The 22,940-nt window shown below is 45.6% G+C and carries 16 protein-coding genes; 9 read left to right on the forward strand and 7 right to left on the reverse strand.

Features of this window, described 5'->3' with window-relative positions:
• Positions 1–649: 649 nt before the first annotated feature.
• The 5 genes from J8Z23_RS22050 (at position 650) to J8Z23_RS22070 (ending at position 10,949) form a co-directional block, all read left to right on the forward strand.
• On the forward strand, positions 650–3,103 hold the full coding sequence (locus tag J8Z23_RS22050) for a glycogen/starch/alpha-glucan phosphorylase (RefSeq protein WP_256949528.1): 2,454 nt from the start codon (positions 650–652) through the stop codon (positions 3,101–3,103).
• A 117-nt stretch (positions 3,104–3,220) separates the two neighbouring features.
• Entirely contained in the window at positions 3,221–5,401 is a 2,181-nt protein-coding gene (gene malQ / locus J8Z23_RS22055) for a 4-alpha-glucanotransferase (RefSeq protein ID WP_434635414.1), read from the forward strand.
• 282 nt (positions 5,402–5,683) lie between these two features.
• Positions 5,684–7,879: a 1,4-alpha-glucan branching protein GlgB gene (gene glgB / locus J8Z23_RS22060; RefSeq protein ID WP_434635416.1), complete on the forward strand. Its 2,196-nt coding sequence runs from the start codon at positions 5,684–5,686 to the stop codon at positions 7,877–7,879.
• Between the two features lie 151 nt (positions 7,880–8,030).
• Positions 8,031–8,708, forward strand: coding sequence for a monofunctional biosynthetic peptidoglycan transglycosylase (gene mtgA, locus J8Z23_RS22065; RefSeq protein WP_124008118.1), 678 nt, complete (start codon positions 8,031–8,033; stop codon positions 8,706–8,708).
• A 180-nt stretch (positions 8,709–8,888) separates the two neighbouring features.
• Entirely contained in the window at positions 8,889–10,949 is a 2,061-nt protein-coding gene (locus J8Z23_RS22070; protein WP_434635418.1) for an alpha-amylase, read from the forward strand.
• Positions 10,950–11,016: 67 nt separating this feature from the next.
• Here the strand turns inward: J8Z23_RS22070 and J8Z23_RS22075 are convergent, their stop codons facing one another.
• Together J8Z23_RS22075 and J8Z23_RS22080 are read right to left on the reverse strand one after the other, a co-directional pair.
• Positions 11,017–11,733 carry a DsbA family protein gene (locus J8Z23_RS22075; protein ID WP_006740805.1) on the reverse strand — a complete coding sequence of 239 codons (717 nt, stop codon included), beginning with the start codon at positions 11,731–11,733 and terminating at the stop codon, positions 11,017–11,019.
• A 96-nt stretch (positions 11,734–11,829) separates the two neighbouring features.
• Entirely contained in the window at positions 11,830–12,117 is a 288-nt protein-coding gene (locus J8Z23_RS22080; RefSeq protein ID WP_164666039.1) for a hypothetical protein, read from the reverse strand.
• A 448-nt stretch (positions 12,118–12,565) separates the two neighbouring features.
• On the opposite strand from J8Z23_RS22080, the gene J8Z23_RS22085 reads away from it, so the two are divergent.
• The 4 genes from J8Z23_RS22085 to J8Z23_RS22100 all read left to right on the forward strand — a co-directional run bounded on the left by J8Z23_RS22085 (position 12,566) and on the right by J8Z23_RS22100 (position 15,444).
• The gene (locus tag J8Z23_RS22085) at positions 12,566–13,303 is read left to right on the forward strand and encodes a nucleoside recognition domain-containing protein (RefSeq protein ID WP_434635419.1); all 738 of its coding nucleotides are present in this window, start codon (positions 12,566–12,568) and stop codon (positions 13,301–13,303) included.
• Complete coding sequence (locus tag J8Z23_RS22090) at positions 13,303–13,770, forward strand: YjiG family protein (protein ID WP_005396746.1); 468 nt, start codon at positions 13,303–13,305, stop codon at positions 13,768–13,770. Before J8Z23_RS22085 ends, J8Z23_RS22090 begins: the two co-directional genes overlap by 1 nt.
• A 9-nt stretch (positions 13,771–13,779) precedes the next feature.
• On the forward strand, positions 13,780–14,904 hold the full coding sequence (locus tag J8Z23_RS22095; protein ID WP_047009639.1) for a M20 family metallopeptidase: 1,125 nt from the start codon (positions 13,780–13,782) through the stop codon (positions 14,902–14,904).
• A 165-nt stretch (positions 14,905–15,069) separates the two neighbouring features.
• The gene (locus tag J8Z23_RS22100) at positions 15,070–15,444 is read left to right on the forward strand and encodes a YkvA family protein (protein ID WP_074190348.1); all 375 of its coding nucleotides are present in this window, start codon (positions 15,070–15,072) and stop codon (positions 15,442–15,444) included.
• A gap of 104 nt (positions 15,445–15,548) precedes the next feature.
• Here J8Z23_RS22100 and J8Z23_RS22105 read toward each other — a convergent pair whose 3' ends face one another.
• From J8Z23_RS22105 to J8Z23_RS22125, 5 genes are all read right to left on the reverse strand, one after another.
• Positions 15,549–16,853: a dicarboxylate/amino acid:cation symporter gene (locus J8Z23_RS22105; protein WP_005397791.1), complete on the reverse strand. Its 1,305-nt coding sequence runs from the start codon at positions 16,851–16,853 to the stop codon at positions 15,549–15,551.
• 402 nt (positions 16,854–17,255) lie between these two features.
• Complete coding sequence (locus tag J8Z23_RS22110) at positions 17,256–18,521, reverse strand: DUF1835 domain-containing protein (RefSeq protein WP_301659330.1); 1,266 nt, start codon at positions 18,519–18,521, stop codon at positions 17,256–17,258.
• A 366-nt stretch (positions 18,522–18,887) separates the two neighbouring features.
• The gene (locus tag J8Z23_RS22115) at positions 18,888–21,053 is read right to left on the reverse strand and encodes a polysaccharide biosynthesis tyrosine autokinase (RefSeq protein WP_301659331.1); all 2,166 of its coding nucleotides are present in this window, start codon (positions 21,051–21,053) and stop codon (positions 18,888–18,890) included.
• A 55-nt stretch (positions 21,054–21,108) separates the two neighbouring features.
• Positions 21,109–21,549, reverse strand: coding sequence for a phosphotyrosine protein phosphatase (locus J8Z23_RS22120; RefSeq protein WP_031780663.1), 441 nt, complete (start codon positions 21,547–21,549; stop codon positions 21,109–21,111).
• A 130-nt stretch (positions 21,550–21,679) separates the two neighbouring features.
• The gene (locus tag J8Z23_RS22125; protein ID WP_006740798.1) at positions 21,680–22,798 is read right to left on the reverse strand and encodes a polysaccharide export protein; all 1,119 of its coding nucleotides are present in this window, start codon (positions 22,796–22,798) and stop codon (positions 21,680–21,682) included.
• Between the last annotated feature and the right edge of the window lie 142 nt (positions 22,799–22,940).

Here is a 22,940-nt window from a genome sequence, read left to right on the forward strand (position 1 = left end):
AATGATGTCATCAGCATCAAAAACTGCTTGAATGCCGGTTAATGTCGCCTCTTGTTGGGGCTTGCATCCGTCTGAAAAACCATTCCATACGGTCACTTAGATATAAAAGCTAGCGAAAACTAGAAATAACTCACACCGCCTAATTCTAGTTTGTATAAAAAGCGTACAATCCTGTGAGCCGTGTGGGATGTTACGACATCAGAAATGTCCGTTACTTTGATCCACTTCCTAATTCTCAAGGGTTGATGGATTTACCATCAACTACGCCCTTTATTTGTGATTCTTGTCACTTAAATATCTTTTGTGTCGAGTGTATTAAGATCTCGTTGCACATCGATTATGAAAAATCTTTCCATGTTAACCAAGTTAATGTGACCAATATTACAATTTTCACATCATCAGATGAGTGGGCTATAAAAAGCGTCATGAACGGGTTTTAACCTTTCTTATATTCCATTGTGATCAAAATCACTAAGAACTGGAGCAAAGTTCACTTTGTTGAGATTTGGATCACTAACCTAGCAATGGTACCCCCTCTACGCCCTCAGCCCTCCTCCTTCAAAGGAGGAGAATTAGGAGGATGTTTATTCACAGAGGTAAATGCACGATGTATGGCAGATGAATTACCAAAAGACGTGAGAATTTCGTAATGAAACCTACTCAACAAAAACAATTTGACAAGAAGTCGTTCCAAGAAAGCGTAAAGAAACACCTATCTGTAACTTACGCTCACACGATTGAAAACGCAGACAGCCGAGCTTGGTACCTAGCAATGGGTCATGCACTGGCTGAGTTCACTACTTTAGATTTGCTTGCTACTGAAGAAGATCCACGCATTAAAGGTGCGAAGAGCGTTAACTACCTTTCGTTAGAGTTCCTTATCGGTCGTTTGACGGGTAACAACCTAATCAGCATGGGTCTGTACGAACAAGTAACAGAAGCAATGGCTGAACTCGGTTACAACCTAACTGACCTGCTAGAAGAAGAACGTGACCCATCATTGGGTAACGGTGGTCTTGGTCGTCTAGCGGCATGTTTCATGGATTCATGTGCGGCACAAGAATTCCCAACCGTCGGTTACGGCTTGCACTACGAATACGGTTTGTTCAAACAGTCTTTCAAAGATGGTCGCCAGCAAGAAGCACCTGACGCATGGCGTGGTGTAGAAGGCTACCCTTGGGAAATTGCTCGTCCAGAACTTGCACAAGAGATCGGTTTCTACGGTCACGTTGAAGTGGTTAACGAGAACGGTAAAGAAGTTCGCAAATGGGTTCCTGGCATGTCTGTAAGAGCAATGCCTTGGGATCTACCAATCGTGGGTTACGAATCAGACACGGTTTACCCGCTACGACTTTGGGAATGTCAGGCAATTGCACCATTCTCGCTAGCAAGTTTTAACAACGGTGACTACTTCGAAGCGCAGCACGCACTGATCGACGCGGGCAACATCACTAAAGTGCTTTACCCGAACGACAACCACGAGAAAGGTAAAACACTTCGTCTAATGCAACAGTACTTCCACTCAGCTGCGTCTGTACGTGACATCCTACGTCGCCACGAAGCAGCTGGCTACTCGCTAGCGGATCTACCGAAGCAAGAGACTATCCAGCTTAACGATACGCACCCGACGATTGCGATTCCTGAGCTAATGCGCATCCTGATGGACGAAAAAGGTCTAACTTGGGAAGCAGCTTGGGAAATCAGCTCTCAAACATTCGCGTACACAAACCACACGCTACTTCCAGAAGCACTAGAGACATGGCCAGAGTCGCTAATTCAGCACCTACTACCACGTCACATGGAGATCATTTACGAGATCAACCACCGCTTCCTACAAGACGTACGTGCAATGTGGCCGGGTGATGTTGCGAAACAACAGAAGCTTTCTATCATCGAAGAAGGTTTCCACCGCATGGTTCGCATGGCAAACCTATGTGTAATTGGCTCTTACGCAGTAAACGGTGTAGCGGCACTTCACTCTGAATTGGTTAAGAAAGACCTATTCCCAGAGTTCCACGAAATGTACCCAACACGTTTACACAACGTAACGAACGGTATTACGCCACGTCGTTGGTTGAAGTTCTGTAACCCAGGTCTTTCTAAGCTAATCACAGAGAAAGTCGGCCCAGAATGGCCAGCGAAACTAGAGCAACTAGAAGGCATTGCTAAGTACGCCACTGACGAGAAATTCCAGAAAGAATTCATGGCAGTGAAGAAAGAGAACAAAGAACGCCTAGCTAACTGGGTGAAAGAGAACATGGGTATCGAACTCGATACTAATGCGATCTTCGATGTTCAAATCAAGCGTCTGCACGAGTACAAGCGCCAGCACTTAGACCTTCTACACGTACTGTCTCTGTACCATCGCATTATTAACGAACCAGGCTTCGAATGTGTGCCTCGCGTTGTGTTCTTCGCAGCGAAAGCGGCACCGGGTTACCACCTAGCGAAAGAAATCATTTTCGCTATTAACAAGATTGCTGAGAAAGTGAACAACGACCCTCGCATCGGCAACAAGCTGAAAGTGGTCTTCATTCCTGATTACCGCGTGAGTATGGCTGAAATTATTATTCCTGCGGCGGACGTATCACAACAAATTTCACTTGCGGGTAAAGAAGCATCAGGTACTGGTAACATGAAGATGGCGCTTAACGGTGCCCTAACGATCGGTACGATGGATGGTGCTAACGTTGAGATTCGTGAAGAAGTAGGCGATGAGAACATCTACATCTTCGGTCTAGACGTTGAAGGTGTGAAAGCGCTGAAAGCTCAAGGTTACAACCCATTTGATTACTACAATGCGGATCACCTACTCAAAGCGTCTATGGACCTACTACTGGGTGAAGAATTCACTCCAGGTCAACCAGGCTTACTGCGTGCAACGTACGACAGCCTACTAGATGGTGGTGACCCGTACTTATGTCTTGCGGACTTCGCATCTTACGTGAAAGCGCACGAAGACATGAGCGAACAATACAAAGACCAAGCTGGCTGGGCGAAGAAAGCCATTCTTAATACCGCCCTTGTCGGCAAGTTCACCTCAGATCGCTCAATTCGCGACTATGTGAACAACATCTGGAAACTAAAAGCGGTTCACCGTTAATAGAACAGAGTTAAGACCAAGGTAGCCAAGCGCTACCTTTGGTCATTTTCCAAAAGAAGTTATTGATAACAATAAAACCCTACATGGAAGGTGTTGGTATTACCTTCGGAGAAAGCGATGAAAGAACAAACAGCATTAAAGAAAGTCGCGGAAATGGCGAGATTGGCTGATAGCTATGTCAGTGCTTGGGGAGATGAGGCAAAAGTGTCTGAGGAGACGCTACGCCGCTTGCTCGCTTCGCTTGGCTACGATACTAGCAGCGATGAAAAACTATTGGCTTCTGCTGAAAAGAAACATAAAAAAGACGTACTAGCCCCTGTTCTTGTTTTACGCGACGGCGAACCAGTCGAAGTGGAACTAAACCTAGGTACGAGTGCTCGTGAGAGTGAATTCAGCTGGCGTTTAGAAACAGAACAAGGAGAGGTACTTGAAGGCTATCTTCAGTCCCAAATTGTTCGTGATGAGCGTGCTGAGGGTGGCCCTCTAGTGTTTGCATTGCCAAAGAACTTGGCTTGGGGTTATCACAAATTGATTGTCAGCCGTAAGCGTCGTAAAACGCCTTACGAGATGTCATTGATCATCACGCCGAAAGCGTGTTTCAAACAAGACGATCTAAACCAACATAAAAAGCTATGGGGTCCTAGTATCCAGCTTTACACATTGCGTACTCAGCACAACTGGGGTATCGGTGATTTTGGTGACCTAAAACAGTTGGTGAGCGATATCGCTTCTCGTGGCGGTGACTTCATTGGTTTGAACCCGATTCACTCACTGTTCCCAGCGAACCCAGAAGGCGCGAGCCCATACAGCCCGTCTTCTCGTCGTTGGTTGAATATCATGTACATCGACGTAAGTTCTGTACCTGAATTCGCACTGAGTGCTGAAGCTCAGCAACGTGTTGGCAGTGCAGAGTTTCAACAGCGTCTACAAAAAGCACGTGATTCTCATTGGGTGAACTACACAGAAGTTTCGCAACTGAAAATGAGCGTTCTTCCGCTGCTGTTTAGTGAGTTTAAAGCTCGCCATTTAGACAAAAACACCGACCGCGCTCGTGCATTCTTGGATTTTGTAGAAAAAGGCGGCGATAGCTTGTTACACCAAGCTGCATTCGATGCGCTTCATGCGGATTTACACGCAGAAGATTTAAACATGTGGGGTTGGCCTGTATTCCCTGAGAAATACCGCACATTCGACGCAGCCGGCACTCAGAAATACATCAAAGACAATCAAGACCGCGTTCACTTGTACATGTACCTACAGTGGATCGCAGACGATCAAATCAAAGAAGCGCAGTCACTGGCAGAAGAAAAAGGCATGGCTGTGGGCTTGTACCGTGACCTTGCTGTCGGTGTTGCCGACTCAGGTAGTGAAACTTGGGCCGACGACGGTAACTTAGTGTTAGACGCCAGCATCGGTGCGCCGCCGGATGTACTTGGTCCTCTGGGTCAAAACTGGGGTCTGCCTCCGCTTAACCCTCAAGTTTTAGAAGCGACTGGCTACGACGCGTACATCAAGTTGCTACGTGCCAACATGAAGCACTGTGGTGCATTGCGTATCGACCACGTACTTGGCCTACTTCGCCTTTGGTGGATTCCAAAAGGCGAGAAAGCGACAGAAGGCGCTTACTTGTACTACCCAGTGGAAGATATGCTCGCAATCCTAGCGCTTGAGTCGCACCGTCATCAGTGCTCTGTGATTGGTGAAGACTTAGGTACTGTGCCAGATGAAATCGTCGATATCCTACGCGATGCAGGTGTGCACTCATACAAAGTGTTCTTCTTCGAAACTTCGAAAGAAGACGGTGGGTTCATTTCTCCGAAGCACTACGCAGAGCAATCGATGGCGGCACTGTGTACGCATGACATGCCAACCCTGCGTGGTTTCTGGCACTGCGATGATTTGAAAATGGGTCGTGAGATTGGCCTTTACCCAGATGAAAAACAGTTGGAAGGCTTATTTGCTGATCGCTTGAAGTGCAAGCAAGGTATCTTAGACAGCGTTCGCTGGCACGGCTATTTGCCAGAAGGCATTGGTCATGATGCTCAGTACGTACCGATGGACTCGTACCTAAGCGAAGCGCTGCAACTGCACGTAGCTGCGGGTGACTCTGCACTGCTTAGCGTTCAGCTTGAAGACTGGCTAGAAATGGATCAACCGGTCAACATTCCTGGCACGGTGGATGAGTATCCAAACTGGCGTCGTAAGTTGTCGATGAACCTAGATGAAATCTTCAGCCGTGAAGATGTGAATCGCATTTCCAAACGCCTCACTGAAGTTCGCGCACAGGCGAGCAAATAAGATGCGTAGAGTGACGTAGATGAATGAGCGGATTACCAATTTTGTTAGCTCAGAGGTACGAAAGTTCCGTCTAGGTCACTCATTCCGAAAACACAATCCGTTAGGATGAAGTACCGTTATTATGCCCGCGACAATAGCGGGCATTTTTTGTTTTTGACATCGCTTGATGCATACATGTTTTAAGCGAAGTCTTTTGTGAGTTCACAACGTTGGCTGTGGAGAAACCGATGTTTGATTCAGATTTCTGGTCTTGAAAAGGATATTGGCTCTAGGGAGAAAGATTTGAAAACCACCAAAACCAAGAAAATAAAGAAACAACACGAACGCGCATATGAACTGCTTGCTGAGGCGGCTTACTCAGACCCATTTTCGGCGTTGGGGCCATTCATTGATGATGGCGAAGGATCGCTGCGAGTGTGGATGCCGGGCGCAAACAAGGTTGAACTGCTTGTTAATGGCGAACCTCGCGTGGCACTTGAGCGTGATGGTGACAGCGGTTTTATCTTAAAAGAACAACGCAATTTACACCTGACCCACTACCGTTTGGCGGTCGATTGGAATGGTGTTGAACAAATTATTGATGACCCGTACCAGTACCACAATATTTACCAAGAGTACGAGCATCTGCATACGCCCAAAGACATGTATCACTATATGGGCGCACACTTTGTCACGCTAGAACGTGGCGGTGAAAACATCTCCGGTGTTCGCTTCCTTGTCTACGCACCGCATGCATCGGCTGTTAGCCTTGTGGGTTGCTTCAACCAATGGGACGGTCGTCGTCACCCAATGCAACGTTTAGATTATGGCATTTGGGGTTTGTTCATTCCTGGCTTAGAAGAAGGCGTTCAGTACAAATTTGAGCTCAAAGGGCCAAATGGGGAAGGGCTGCCACACAAACAAGACCCTTGGGGTTTTTACTCTGAGCAGTACCCATCGTTCGCGTCCATTACTTACGATCACAAGCGTTACCAATGGCAAGATGCCAAATGGCAAAATCGCGCAGTGACACAAAAGCGTGATGAAGCGTTATCATTTTATGAGCTGCATGCAGGGTCATGGAAGCGCAACGAGAAAGGCGATTTCCTCAACTACCGCGAACTCGCGGAGCAGTTGGTGCCATACCTTGTGGATATGGGCTACACCCACGTTGAGCTGATGCCTGTGTCTGAGCATCCATTCTACGGTTCATGGGGCTATCAACCCGTTGGCTTGTTTGCGCCAACCAGCCGTTTTGGCTCACCTGATGATTTCAAATTCTTCGTGGATGCGTGTCACCAAGCTGGTATCGGTGTAGTGCTGGATTGGGTTCCGGCGCATTTCCCATCAGATGACCACGGTTTAGCAAACTTTGACGGCACACCGCTGTTCCACGACCCGGACCCACGTCGCGGTTGGCACCAAGATTGGAACTCATACATCTACGATTTTGGCCGTGAACATGTGCGTCGCTTCCTTGTATCGAATGCGCTGTACTGGTTTGAACAATTCCATATTGATGGCATTCGCGTGGACGCAGTCGCGTCGATGCTCTATCTCGATTATTCACGTAGCCACGATCAGTGGGTACCGAACGTCGACGGTGGCAACGAAAACTACGACGCAATCGCAACCTTAAAATGGATGAACGAAGAAGTGTACAAGCACTTCCCGAATGCTATGACGATTGCGGAAGAGTCAACGGCGTTTCCGGGGGTGTCTGCGCCAACCTTTATGGGTGGTTTAGGTTTTGGCTTCAAGTGGAATATGGGGTGGATGCACGACAGTCTTTCATACATCAAAGAAGATCCTGTTCACCGCAAATACCACCACAATACCATCACATTCCCGTTGGTTTATGCGCACAGCGAAAACTACGTCTTGTCTCTCTCTCACGATGAGGTGGTGTACGGCAAAGGCTCTATCCATAACAAGATGCCGGGCGATGAATGGCAGCAAACCGCAAACCTACGTGCATACTACGGTTACATGTATGGTCAACCGGGCAAAAAGCTGAACTTCATGGGCGCGGAAATCGGCCAAACGGCGGAGTGGAACCACGATGATCAGTTGCAATGGTTCTTGCTGGAATATGAGCGTCATCAAGGCGTTCAAAAGCTGATGCGAGATTTGAACCACTTGTACCGAAATGAAGCGGCGATGCACGATCAAGATTGTGTTCCTGCTGGTTTTGAGTGGCGTCTACAAGACGAAGCGGATGCGAGTATCCTAGCGCACGAGCGTATCAGTAAAGAGGGTGAGCGTATTCTCATCATCACCAACTTTACGCCCGTACCACACGAGCGTTTCCGTTTAGGTGTTCCAAATGCAGGTCAATACGAACTACTGCTGAACACGGACGACAGCAAATACGGCGGCAGCGATTTTAAAGTGCAGACCAGTGTGAAAACGGAAAAAGTCGAAAGTGAATCACTGCCTCAATCACTTGAGCTTCGTTTACCACCTCTTTCAACCGTGTTCTACAAGCTGAACAAATAATTCAACCTAATCAAATTCTAAGCCCGTTTTACAATGTAAATCGGGCTTTTTTTGACCTATTTTTTACCTCGAAAACTTGTTGTTCCTGATTGAATCAGGCAAGCTCGCTGGTTTGTTTATCATCAATCGCTAATGCATTGGGGAGCCACACATGTTGAAAAGGCTTAAGTCATTTCTATTTAAAATGGTGTTGATATTACTGATCGCCCCAGTCGTTTTGGTTGGTGTGGTGAAATATGTCGATCCGCCAATATGGGGATGGAAGTTAAGCCGCATTGTTGCGCCACCAAAGAACTATCCAAATAGCAGCCAACACGAATGGGTACCCTTGTCGCGTATTTCAAAAAATATGCAGTTAGCGGTGATTGCGACCGAAGACCAAAAATTCCCTCATCACTATGGATTGGACTTCGAATCGCTATTCGACGTGATTGCCGAAGCAGGTGACAATGGCCCGTCGAGAGGCGCGAGCACGATTACCCAACAAGCCGCGAAAAATGTGTTTTTGTTTCCTTCTCACTCCTACGCTCGCAAGGCTTACGAGCTTTACTTTGCTTTGCTTATGGAGCTGATGTGGAGTAAAGAGCGCATTCTCGAAGTGTATCTAAATGTGATTGAATTTGGTCCCGGTATTTACGGTGCAGAAGCGGCGGCGCAGAATTATTTTGGTGTCAGTGCAAAGCAACTCTCGAAGTGGCAAGCAGCGCGTTTAGCCGTGGTGTTGCCAAACCCATATCGAATCAAAGTCTATCCACAAAGTGATTACACTGCTCGCCGCACAAGATGGGCAATGAATCAAATGAGCAATCTTGGCAGCGTGCAACTTTAAGTTCCTAAATCCATTGTGTTTAAATAGAACTACGCCCCTATATCAATAAAATGTGAAGCGTCACACCCTTTGGGGCGTAGGCAGTTAGAATGATGTGTTCAGTTTCTTATCTAGGCACAATTAGTGTGAATAAAACTAATAAATGTGCATGGTTACCATGTGCTACCAATGGACTGAACGATGAAACTGAACCTGATTACCACTACTTTACTGCTTGCGTCGGCAAGTGCCATCGCCGAGCCTAACATCACCATTTCTACCACGACCAACAGCCGTGACTTCCCATTAAGTGCAGAACAGCCTTTGGTTGTGCCTCTAACCAAAGACGGATACACGCTAAAAATCACGGGCGTTGAAGGTGACTGCGTTGCACCCGATGGTCAGAAAGTGAAGTTCAACAAACCTCTTGCGCTGAACTGCGGTAAGCCAACGGAGCTGCCATTAAAAATCCGCTTTACCGGCGATTACTCTTTTGCTTTTGATGCAGAAGCCAAAACACTGCGTTTTAAGCGTGAACCTAAGAAAGCCGCCAAGAGTGAGTTCAAACGCCCAATTCCACAAGTGCAATGTGAGGTTTACCAAGGCGGCGAAGTGACGATCGCTCTGGGGGATAGCTTTCCTGAAGGCACCAAGTTACGCGATGCTTATTCAGATCAAATGGTTGAAGTGAAAGATCAGCAAGTATCGTTGACGCCAAGTAAAGACTCAGGCGGTTTGGTGCTACTAGAGCCAGTGAAGAAAACCAAAGACGCGGTGCCATTTGATTACCGAAATGCGAACATTTACTTCGTGATGGTTGACCGTTTCAACAATGCCGATACGAGCAATGACAACAGCTATGGACGCAAGAAAGACGGCAAAGAAGAGATCGGTACTTTCCACGGCGGTGACCTTAAAGGCGTGATTGAAAAACTGGATTACATTAAGAGCCTAGGTACAGACGCGATTTGGTTGTCGCCAATCGTTGAGCAAGTGCACGGCTTTGTCGGTGGTGGCGATAGTGGTTCATTTCCGTTTTATGCATACCACGGCTACTGGACGCGCGATTTCACCAAGATTGATGAGAACTTCGGTAACGAAGAAGATTTAAAAACGCTGGTGGAAGAGGCGCACAAACGAGGCCTCAAAGTCTTGATGGATGCGGTTATCAACCATTCTGGTTACTCAACATTGGCGGATCTACAGTTCGACGGTATCGATGTGTTAAAGCCTAATGCCGATCTGCCCAAGAAATGGGGCGACTGGCAACCAAAAGCGGGTGAAAATTGGCATAGCTATCACCAGAATATTGATTATCAGAGTCCTAACTGGTCGAAATGGTGGGGCGGTGACTGGGTAAGAACAGGTCTACCGGGATACCCAGCTCCGGGTAGCAGTGATATCACTATGTCATTGGCGGGTTTGCCTGACTTTATCACCGAATCAGACAAAACCGTGAAGCCAGCGCAATGGTTATTGGATAACCCTGGTACTCGCGTAAAGGCGCGTGACAATTACACCGTCTCGGATTATCTAATTGAGTGGCAAACTGATTGGGTGAAACGCTTTGGCATTGATGGCTATCGCGTCGATACGGTGAAACACGTTGAAGGTGATGTGTGGAAACGCTTGAAAGAAGAGGCATCGAACAGCCTAGAGCAGTGGCGTAAAGAAAATGGCAAATCAGGTCAGCCGTTCTGGATGATGGGCGAAGTCTGGGGACACACCGCGTATCGCAGCCCTTATTTCGATGATGGTTTTGACGCGTTGATCAACTTCGATATGCAGAAGAAGCTAGACAAAGGCGCGGCGTGCTTTAGCCAAATGGCAGACACTTACCAAAGCTATGCGGAAACTATCGCGAACGAGAAAGACTTCAACCCAGTCAGTTACATGTCTTCTCACGATACGGAGTTGTTTTTCTCTCGCTTCAAAGACTACGGCATGCAGCGTAACGCCGCGAATGCACTGCTTCTGAGCCCAGGTGCGGTTCAGGTTTATTATGGTGATGAAGTAGGTCGTAACATTGGTCCTTACGCGGATGATTTCCACCAAGGCACACGTTCAGACATGGTTTGGAAACTATCGGATGAGAAGCAAGCACTGCTCAAACATTGGCAAACCCTTGGTCAGTTCCGTCAAGCACACCCTGCCATTGGCGCAGGTCAGCATCGAGTGATTGAACAGGAAGGTGCGTACGTTTTCTCTCGTTCGCTTGGCAATGACAAAGTCGTCGTGGCGTTTGTAGGACGTGATAAGTAACTAAACGCTCTTTATGTCGATAAATAAAAAGCCCTTCCTTGAGTTATCAAGGAAGGGCTTTGTTGTTTTAGTTCGCCAGTTCTTGGTCGATGACTTTTTCTAGCTCGTCAAACGGCACATAGCCAGGAATAACTTGATCATTAATGATCAACGCAGGCGTGCCGCGTAAACCAAGTTGCGTGAAATACTGATAGTTCTTATCAAGCAGTGCTTTGGTCTCTTTGTCGTCGACAAGCTGCGCTTCTGTCCCCGTTTTTTTCGCGATTTGTTTTAACGAACGTGCATCATGTGCGCCCGGTTTTTTCACCAGTAACTCATGCACTTGTTCGTACTTATCTCGCTGGTTTTGCCAAACATTTAATGCGTAACTTGCCGAGTTGTAGCCGTTTTTCTCGTATTGTTCTTTAAAAGAGACATTGAGGTTAAGCACTTTTATCTGCGGATATTCTTTGCCAACTTTGACCAGTTCTCCTTCTAAACGTTTACAAAAAGGGCAACTGTAGTCCGTTACGTTAATAATGGTTAACTCAGGGTTTTCAGCTCCAAAAGAGGAATGTTTGCCATCACTTAGATAGTGACGAACCTCCTTCAAGGTATCTCCAAATGACTGTTGATACGCAATGTACTCTTGAAGGTTTTGGTGTAATGAATCAAGAATTTGAGGATTCTCTTTTAGTATCTGAGTAACTTCCTCTAGCTTTTGTTCTGCGGTCTTTTCTGATGCGAAAGATACGGCAGGTACGATAGCCATCATTAACGTCAAAAGTGTACGAGTGAATGTCATAATATTTCCTAAAACTTTTAGATTTCGTTGTTTGTTATGTGAAGTGAATAAAATACGTACAAAAGTCAGGCGAGAAGGTCTCTCGCCTTGCTAGGTTTATTCTCTAAACACACAAAGTTTTAGGTGAACCCGACACTTTTCCGGTATCGGTTCTGTGTATTCCAGATAACGAATTGCTGTGGATGCCATCGGCAGCGCCACAATCAAAGCAAACAGAAAAAATGGAATAAGAATATGATCAAACTGGTGTTGGTACGCTTGAACCAGCTTCTCTGAAAGGTCGCAAGATGGTGATAAATTCACGCTTTCATCTTGCTGACTCTGTATTTGGTGAGCCTTAGGGCAGCTTTTCGAGAAGCCGGAGTTTTGGCTTAAACATACCATCACCACCCAAAACACGAGGGCGAGTGTCCACTTGGCTATTTTAGGTTGTGAGCGTAACAATGGGCTGCCTAGTCCTGTTGATTCTGGTTTATGCCGTTTGCATATGACCGGACAATCCTAACCTAAATTTCATTATGGAATGTTACTTTCGAGTTAATCGATATCGCCTCAATGCCAAAGTATGAAGTACGTCATGAATGTTGTAGAAAGCAATATTCGTCAGAATCATTGGTCGGGTTGATGAAGAAGTCCTGAGGTATCGATATAGATTAATATACCTAATTGTTAGCACAAATTTTTATTATCTTTCAAATGTGATTAAAATCATAAAACAAAACTTCATAACTGAGTCGCTAGAATGTTCGGCAGGCGGATTGATTTTGATCATCTCTCTAGCACATTATTCGAGTGAACATATGTGTCCTGTCCCACATGTGTAGGTAATGTTATGAAAAATCCTGTTCAAACCGAGCGCAAGGTTACGCTGGGGTGCTACGTTGCACTGGCGTTTGCGGTCGTCTTCTTTTCTGGTCTCATGCAATCGAATGAATGGTATGGCGTATTTGATTTCACCACGTTGAATGGCTCTTTCGGCAAGGTGGCTTATGGCGTCACCGAAACGGCTGAGGGTGTGCAAGTTGCAACAACGTCGCTTCGTGGTACTGGTGGTAGCGGTGCACGTGACGGTTTCATTTTTGCACTTACTTTGATTCCTACTGTTATGTTCGCACTGGGTATGATCAATGTACTTGAGCACTATGGTGCGCTTGAAGCAGCTCGTAAGCTTCTTACTCCTCTTCTACGTCCTCTAATGGGCATCCCAGGTAACTCTGGTCTGGCTCTGATTGCTTCTCTACAAAGTACCGATGCAGGTGCGGCGATGACTCGTCAGCTTAAAGATGAAGGCCATCTTACCAAACGCGAAACCGATGTGTTCACTATGTTCCAGTTCACCGCTGGTGCCACCATTGTTAACTTTTTTTCCTCAGGTGCGGTGCTGTTTACGCTGACGATGGCGGATGGCTCGCTTGCCGTAACGTCTTCTATTGGTTTGGCGGTTGTGGTGATGTTCTTGTTTAAAATTGTGGGCGCGAACTTATTCCGTATCTACCTAAACATCACAGAAGGTAAAGAAGACAAGCAAGATCAAAACAAATCTGAGAACTTAGAAGAGGAAACGGCGTAATGAGTGACGTAAAAGCAAGTAAGCCGATGGTGACGGATATTTTCGTTGAAGGCGCTAAAAAAGGCTGGGTTATTGCGACAACATCAACCGTGCCTAACGTTCTTATGGCGTTTGTCATCATTAAAGCGTTACAGATTACTGGCGCGTTGGATTTGATGGGCTCGGTATTTTCTCCAGTAATGGCGGTTTTTGGTTTGCCAGGTGAAGCAGCTGCGGTGCTGATTGGTGCTTGGATGTCGATGGGCGGCGCAGTTGGCGTGGTTATCACATTGTTTGACCAAGGCATCTTGAATGGTACGCACATCGCGATTCTTGCACCTGCAATTTACCTAATGGGCTCACAGGTTCAGTACATGGGTCGAATTATGGGACCTATCGGTACTGAAGGTCGTTACATCCCAGTCATGATTGCGATTTCCGTATTGAACGCATTTGGCGCAATGCTAGTCATGAACTTGTTTGTTTAAGGAGCAATCATGCAGTTTTCTCTCAATGAATATCTCGAAGAACTTCGTCCTCTCATTAATGTCGATTGTGGTACGTACACCACTGATGGCATTGAGTTCATCGCTTCTCAATTTGAAGAGAAGTACCAAGCGATGTCAGGTTGGAGCGTAAAACGCATCGACTGTGGCAGAGCGGGTATCGGTCTTGAAGTTCGAAACAAGCCTGAAGCTGAGCAAGTTGACGTGATGCTGATTGGTCACATGGATACAGTGTTCCCTGTCGGTACCGCTGGATTACGTCCTATGTCTCAAGACCCTGAAAAAGCGTACGGTCCGGGTGTCTCGGACATGAAATCTGGCTTGCTGAATATTGTGTACGCGATGCGTAACCTCGACCAAGCGGTGTTGGATAAACTGTCGATTTGTATCTGCATGAACCCAGACGAAGAAACCGGATCGTTAGATTCGGTCGACTGGATTCAATCTGTTGCAAAAAATGCGAAGAACGTATTGGTGGCAGAAGCAGCACGTGCAGACGGCGGTTTAGTCAAAGCGCGAAAAGGCATGGCGCGTTACAAAATCACGTTTAACGGCGTGGCGGCCCACGCTGGCAACGAGCCAGAAAATGGCCGCAGTGCAATTACCGAGATGGCGAACTGGATTCTCGCAATCAATGCCATGACGAACTTCGAATCTGGCACCACATTAAACGTGGGTATTGTGTCTGGCGGTAACGGCGCAAACATCGTCCCTGAACATGCAGAAGCGATTGTGGATGTGCGTTTCTGGAATAATGAAGAATACGATGATGTCGATAGCAAGCTAAACGGCATGCTGGAAACACCATTCGTTGATGGCGTTAGCATCGAGTTGGTTCGTGAAGCTTACAAACCTTCTATGGTGCCAAGTCAGCAAACAGAGCGCTTAATGGCATTGGTGGAAGAAGCGGCAAATGAGTTGTCTATCGACATCAATTGGAAAGAAGTGGGTGGCGGCTCTGATGCAAACAATACGGCAATTCTTGGCGTTCCAACTTTGGATGGTCTAGGACCTATCGGTGCAGGTTTCCACAGTGACCAAGAGTACTTGTTGCTTGAGTCTATCGAACCACGTATCAAAATGCTGATGCGTGTACTGGAGAAGATAGCTCAGTAGCGAACTCGACAACTTAGTTCCCAACATCACGATCCCCAGACTTCGGTTTGGGGATTTTTCTATCTGTGTTTTTGTTTCACTTTACTATCATTTCTTGTTATTAATCTTGCGTTCAGGTTCGATTTATTAATATGTTGGCCACAGTCATAAATTTCGGAGGCAACGATGAGCACAACAATGTCTGTAAAATCGGCGCCGAAAGACGCCAAAGATCAAACGATGCAAGCGCCAGATGAGAAAACATTCTGGCGCAAAATGAAAGGGTCGGTTAAGAAAGCGGGTGAAGAAATTGCCGTTATGGGTATCAAATCATGGCTCGCGATGACAGATTCCAACACCGCCGTTCGCCATAAGGCGATTTTAGGTGGCGCGTTGGCTTACTTTGTATTACCAACTGATATGGTGCCAGATGTGTTAGCAGGCGTCGGCTTTACCGATGACATGGCAGCGCTTACCTTAGCCGCTAACTCAGTCGGCAATGCCATTACTGAAGAACACGAAGAACGAGCCAGAGAAAAATTGAATTCGATGGCGGATTAGAAAGAGCGTTTCTAGACGCGGAGAAAACAAAAGCCCCGATGTTTCCATCGGGGCTTTCTTTTAGACAGGACTATATAATTTCAGAATGGTAATCGTAGAACGATTTAGGCGTCAGCACGTTTCAGGTGCACTTCTTCTTCGGCTACGCCTGCCATTGGATCGTTGAAGCGAGCTTCATCCAATGCGCCTTCTGATTTTGCGACAATGACGGTAACTGCACTGTCACCAGTAATGTTTACCGCAGTACGAATCATATCAAGTAGACGGTCAACGCCCATGATGAGCGCGATACCTTCAAGCGGCAGACCAACTTGGTTCAATACCATGGCTAGCATTACAAGGCCAACACCAGGGACACCCGCAGTACCGATAGATGCCAATGTTGCTGTCATGATTACCATTAGGTAATCGCCCATAGTTAAATCAATATTGAAGGCTTGAGCAATAAAGGCGGTTGCTACACCTTGCATGATCGCCGTACCGTCCATGTTCACGGTTGCACCAAGTGGTACTGTGAACGATGATACGCGGTTCTCAACCCCCATACGGTGCTTAGCCGTTTCCATTGTCACTGGAATCGTCGCGTTTGATGATGCGGTCGAGAAAGCAAACATGATCGCGTCTTCCATCTTACGTAGGAACGTAATTGGATTTAGACCAGTGAAACCTTTTAACATTAAGCTGTAAGTGACTAGGCCGTGTAGGACAAGCGTACCCGCCAGTACTAAGAAGTACTCTGCCAGATTGACGATCGCGCCCAGACCAAGGCCTGTAAATAGCTTCGCCATTAAGAAGAACACACCATAAGGCGCCAAGTTCATCAAAATCGCAACCAGTTTCATGATCACTTCATTCAGATCAGAGAAGAACGCTGCAATACGTTCACCAGGTTTGCCTGCTGCGCTGATCGCGATACCAAATAGCACCGCAAACACAATAACTTGCAGGGTTTTACCTTCAGCCATCGCACTGATAGGGTTGGTTGGGAACATATCGATGATCACCTGACCCAAAGATGGTGCTTCTGCTGATTTGAATGAACTTGCTGCGGTTAGGTCAGCGCCAGCACCTGGCTGGAACAGAGTACCCATAGTTAGAGCAAGCGTAATCGCGATAGCCGTTGTCGTAACGTAGAAAGCGAGGGTTTTACCACCCATGCGACCCAGTGTAGAAAGGTCTTTGAGGGAGCTAGTACCACAAACTAGTGAAACAAACACTAGAGGGACTACGAGCATTTTTAAGCTGGCGACGAAGATCTGTCCACCAACTTCAAATAATCCATTAACAATGTATGCGTCGACAAATCCGTTGCCGGCAAAAAGTGTGCGAATTGCAAATCCTGTCAAGATACCCGCTACCATACCCAAAATTACGCGGCTGGTTAGCGACATCGGTTTCTTGGTATTCATGAGAACACTCCTTATAGTTATGCACCTTGAGTTCACTTCAAAGCGGCGAGCAGAGTAGCAGTGGAGTGAGAAAATACGAAAGAATAATCCTCTAAATGGTTAATAGATGTGAACTTTATCACTAATAAAAATAGAGTTTTAACCAAATCTTAACTATTTGACTGGTCGAAAAGTTTGTATTTTAACACTTTTATCGAACATACAACCGGTAAGAAAGAGTATTTACATTTGTTTTTGGTAGTAAATGGAGTGCATATTATCTCTAAGGAATGTTGCTCTTGCATAACTATCTAGATTTTATTCAGACTAGAAGCCGTCTCTTTTTGATTGTTTTTGTATTGGGCAGAACACTAGGGGCTAACGAGCCGTCTATGCCCCTGCTTATGTTATTTATCCGCTGAATCAATGAAGGTTGGTCAATGTAGATAATTGGAGGTGATCCCAACTCCAATAATTCTGATTGGTATTGCTAATACCCCCAACCCAATAGCATTGCTTCGCTAGCATGAAGCCTTCCAAACAATGCTGACCAGCCTCAGTGATATGGACGCTCTGTTCCCACCAGTCCCTTTCACGTGACTCAATCGTGATTAAAGGCGTTTGACATTGTGCTAGAGGGAGGAGTAAGGCGTAAAACATCACATCGCCCAGGTAAGGTAGAGGTTCACGTTGTTGATATTGCTCAAACCAATCTTTGATGAGAATTGAACGATTTTGAGAACTTAGGACCTCTAATGCAATCTGCTGAGTCAAGCTTAATCCTGTTTGTGAATGAGGTAACTCTTGCATATGGCGTATTAGCACGTTGAGCATATTGGGTAAGCAATCTAGATCATGCTGCTCGATCAAATTAACCATAGAGATGGGTGTCGGTGATGTGACAGCGTGCCAGGAATGTTTAGCCTGACTGAATAATTTGGCTGTCACGGGTTTACGGTATTGCCAACAAGCGCGAATAGCCTCTTTAGGCAACTGCCCCAAACCGATGAATCGCTCAGTGCCAGGGAACTGGTTCAACTCAATGATCTCTATCACCTTGTTTTCTACATTCTCTAACAAGGTTAGGGCACGAAGCAGCATTAATTGGTCATAGCTGTCATGTTCGACCCAAAAGACGATTCGTTCAAATGTATCACTGAGCAGCGTATCAATATTAGCTTGCTCAAATTTGACAATATCTTGCACTGAATCTTCACGCTTCATCACGGGCAGCAGAGTCTCTACGACATATTGGGCACGAATGGCAAGGAAGTTTTGTGGTGTTGCTGGGATTGGACCCATACAAAGCGGATCTATCAGGGCTAAAAATGTCCCCTCGAATCCGCTGTCTTTAAGCCGTTGCTGAATATCATGCCCACAGCGGACATGGAGCGTTTTTAGTTCGCTATCAAGAGGAGGGAAGTGTTTTTTGATGGCGTCTTTGTGAGCTTCTAACTCTTCGACATGCGCTTTTAATTTACTCCAACTTGGTAAACCTAATTCTCTGGCTAGCGAATGTTGAACGTCAGCTAATTGAATTGTATTGGGAGCTAATGATTCTGGTTTGGAGTGAAATCGCTTAACTCGATCCAACATCTCATCATCGTGTTGACGTATAGCTTTGAGCCTTTTTTTAGCAACGGATTTTTGTTGGTTAATGTTGATTAAGAAGCTATTTGTAGAGTTCATTTTTCACCTTTCTTATCTCTTCCACACTCGCCTAAATAGAAGCTAAAAAGAAGGTAAAAACAGATTGTGCCTGCTATACAGAGCAGGGTAAAAGAGTTGCCGTGAACCAAGTTCTTTCCGCGAGTGTTGGGGGCTTTAGGCGTGAGCAGACTGATAGTAGGGTTTCACAATCCATCATGCAACTATTCATTAGAGAACCGCATCACAAAATATCAGCCCCATTAAAGAAGTGCTGAATAGTTTGACAGCCAATGCCTATGTAGATGTTAAAGACCATCCGTTTTCTAGTAGATATGCATTACAGGATCCAGTAATAAAAAAGCCCTGCTAGGTCTAGCAGGGCTTTGTAATACATGTAGATATTAATTACTCGCTCTTGTAAGCGTAGTTATAGTAACCGTAACCATATCCGTATGAGTTTGACGCTTTCTTCTCTACGGCGTTTAGAATTACGCCTTTTACTTCCACGCCGGATTGTTCAAAGCGACCTTGTGCGACTTCAATTTCCTTCAAAGTCGTTTGATCAAAACGAGCTACCATCAGTGTTGTTCCTGCGATTGCACCAACAATGCTTGGGTCGGTAACCGCGAGTACAGGCGGCGTATCGATGATCACAAGATCGTACTGCGCCGACATTTCGTCAACAAAGCTCTTAAAGCGAGGATGCATCAAAAGCTCTGACGGGTTTGGTGGTACTTGGCCACGAGTAACCACATCTAGATTGTCGATGGATGTTGATTTAATGATATTGCTATGGGATGTCTTGCCGCTCAAATAATCAGAAAGACCGTTATCCCAACGTAAACCAAAACATTGCTGCAAATAACCTTTACGCATATCCGCATCGATAAGCAGTACTTTCTGACCTGTTTTCGCAGCGACGGCTGCAAAGTTTGTCGATACGAACGTTTTACCGATAGATGGTGCTGGACCTGAAATCATAAGAACATTGTTCTTCGCTTCCATCATCGCAAAGTGCAGGCTAGTACGAAGACTACGCAGGGCCTCGATGGAAAGATCGGCCGGGTTAGCTTCAGCAAGAAGGACTAGCTCATCGTTGCTGCCTTTGTTTCGCTTAAGCTTGTTTGCAAATTCCAGTTGTTGAATAGATTTTGGAACGCTAGCGTAAACAGGCATACCAATCTGCTCAATTTGATCTGGTGTTTCTACACCACGGTGGAATGCCGCACGAATTAATACGAAAGCCACGCCTGCCATGCCGCCAAGCAGTGTTGCTAGCACAACGATAAGCGCTTTTTTCGGCTTTATTGGCTTAGAGAACGACTGAGCGTTATCTAAGATTCGAACGTTGCCAACGGTTCCTGCTTTAATGATGTTGAGCTCTTGAACCTTGTTCAATAGCTGGATGTAGATTTGTTGGTTTACTTCTACATCGCGCGTCATGCGTAGAACTTCACGCTGTGTTTTCGGTAACTTTTGAACTTGTTTATTAAGACGCTCTTTCTCTTTGAGTAGCGTCTCACGTTTATCAAGCAGAGACTTATAAGCCGGGTGATCTTGTGTAAAGCGCTGGCTGATTTCACTCTCTTTGAATGTCAGCTCATTTAACTGCGCTTCTAATTCAACCATCACTTTAAGCGTTGATTGAGCTTCAAGGCCTAAGTCGATAGATTCATTTTCTTGACGGAATCGATTTAAAACGTCTTCAGAAGCGGTCAGTTTTGTTTTGATGTCTGGAAGGTGGCCTTTCAAGAACTCGAGACTTTGCTCTGCCTCTGCTGAGTTTCTTTGAACGTTTTGCAAGAAGTAGTTCTGGCTAATGTCGTTCAAGATAGCTTGAATCTTAGCGCGATCTTCACCAGAGAAGCTTAAAGAAATAATCCCGGTTTGCTTACCACGTTCGCTGATCGATAAGTTTTCTTGAAGTTTATTAATTGCATCTAATTTGCTGACTTTACTCACGGTAAACGATGCGCCGTCTTGCGCTATCATTTCTGTAGCTAAGAATTGATAGCCGTTCTTTTCAATGAGCTCGCCAACCTTACCTTCTAAAATGACGTTATTGTCATCTTCTATAAGTCTGAACGTCTGTTTTTCAGAATCAATAACTTCGAGAGTTAGAGGAGTTCCAACTGCGTAAGAAGGGGTATTAAATCGTGAAACGCTCAGACTGATTTGTTCGCCTTGCAGTCGAGCTAAGCCCTTACCGATGATAGGCATGTAATTCGGAGAGACGACCGTGGTTAAGTTGAACTTATCAACTGTACCACCCAAAATCATACGAGATTTAATGATCTCAATTTCTGTTGTCGCTGATGACTCTGCTGAAAACAGCTCTCCCATATCACCAACCATCGCTGAAATACCACCGGAGCTCTTACTTTCAATTTGGATAAGAGCGTCAGCTTTGTAGATAGGTGTTGATAGAATGGCAACGCCGACGCCTATAATTGAAAATAGGACTACGGTACATAGAATGAGCCATTTGGCATCAAGAATGATCCCAAATAACTTTCCCAAATCGATCTCATCGTCGGCTTGACGTGATTGCTTAATAGTTTGTGTTGTCATTACTTTAACTTCTTAAATACCTTGCCATTGGCGTTTATTTATTTAGCCTTGCGGCTTATAGTTTTTGAGACCACGCTTTTGCTGCTTTTTCTATAAGCGTATAAGCATGTTCGAAGGCTTCTCTACTTTGTCTGTATGGATCAGGAATGTTTTTTTCACTTATCCATTGTCCAAACAGCATCGTTTTGCCTCGTGCCTCAGGAGCGACTTTGGTTAAGGCTTCTAAATGACCTTTTTCCATAACCAATATCAGATCGTATTGAGCGCAAAGCTCAGGTGTTAATTGTCGTGCTTCGTGTCCATCTAAGCTTACGCCATGTTCATTCGCGATGGTGGTTGCCATATCATCAGCAGCTTTTCCTGTTAAATGACTTTTATCCACCGCGATTCCCGCTGACGCGACATGTTTGTTTGGTAGTAAAGACTGCAAAAGCCGCTCTCCTGTTGGAGAGCGGCAAATATTACCTACACAGACGACAAGAATATTAGAAAACAAATGCTTACCCTATTTTAAATTGTATGCCTATGATCCCAACTGAATTGCTTGCTTCTTTATATTGCACAATTGAGCTACGTAACTATTGAATGCATGCCGCAAGAGATAACTTTCTTGCGGCACGTCGTTTTTACGGCCAAGTGCGTACTCGTAGTACACCTTCGGTTAATTCGTTAAAGCCGGAAATGGTTGGAACAAGTTGAGCAATAACGCGGTTCCAACGGCTAACAGGCGCGGCTGTTACATAGACTATGTCGTATGGGTTGAGATCAAACTCTGTTCCAATCACCAAAGCAGAAGCATCAGAAACATCCAACTGATAAATGTCCGCCATTTTAGCTTCTTCTTTTGAACGTCTGATGACGAAGACGCCAGTAGCATCGGCGGAGATTTCATTAATACCACCAACGCTACTTAGAGCTTCAGTAAGGCTCATACCGCTGCGATCAATTTTGAGTAGCTTCGGATCGTTAACTTCGCCCATAACAAATACTTTTTGCGCATCGTTACGGGGAATATGAACAATATCACCTGGCTTTAGAAGACGGTTTTGAGTTAAGTCGCCTTGTTGCATCAGAGCGTATAAAGAGACATTTTCAACCACACCGTTTCGCGTCAGTGTTGCATTACGCCAATCGGCTTCGGCTGCCAGTCCGCCTGCTCTATTTACGGCATCAAGAAGTGTAAGAGGAATGTTTGTGATTGGTTGTTGCCCAGGCTTGTTCACTTCGCCAGTCACATAAGTCTTTTTAGAACGAAAAGCTGCAACGCTTACATCGACTTGCGGGCTCTCAATGTATTTTGCAAGACGGTTGGCAATGTCTGCACGAATTTGGCGAACGTTTTTACCTTCAACGTGTACAACGCCAATGTAAGGGTAGAAGATCGTGCCATCTGAGTGCACCCAGTTACCTGCTTCGGCTGAACTACGATATGAGCCAGCTGGGATCGTGAGCTCTGGGTGGTCCCAAATAGTAATATTTAAGATATCGCCAGGTCCTACTTCGTATTCATACTTGGCGATTTCAATATCTAACTCTGGATTTGGCTTTGAAAAAGGATCTATTGAATTTAAAGAGGTCACTCGCTCCAAAGTTAAAGGATAAACCGTAACCTGCGATTCTATATCACTCGATTCAGTGCTCATTACTGTTTTGTCACTGACCGAAAGGTGGCTACCAGGCAGAGTACACCCTGTAAGAAGGATAGGAAGTACTGATATCCCCAAAAATTTATTAAATGTGTTCATTGGTTTATAACTACCGAAAGAAAGTTTGCCGACTGAAATTGGTTCATTCTAATTGAACTGCATTTCATCAATGTTGACGATTTACTGCAGTTTTAAGCCTTTAGAAAGCGAGTCCATTCAGAATTATTTGTGTAATAAACAC

The organism is Vibrio sp. SCSIO 43086 (genome assembly GCF_051132235.1).
Classification (GTDB): Bacteria; Pseudomonadota; Gammaproteobacteria; order Enterobacterales; family Vibrionaceae; genus Vibrio; species Vibrio diabolicus.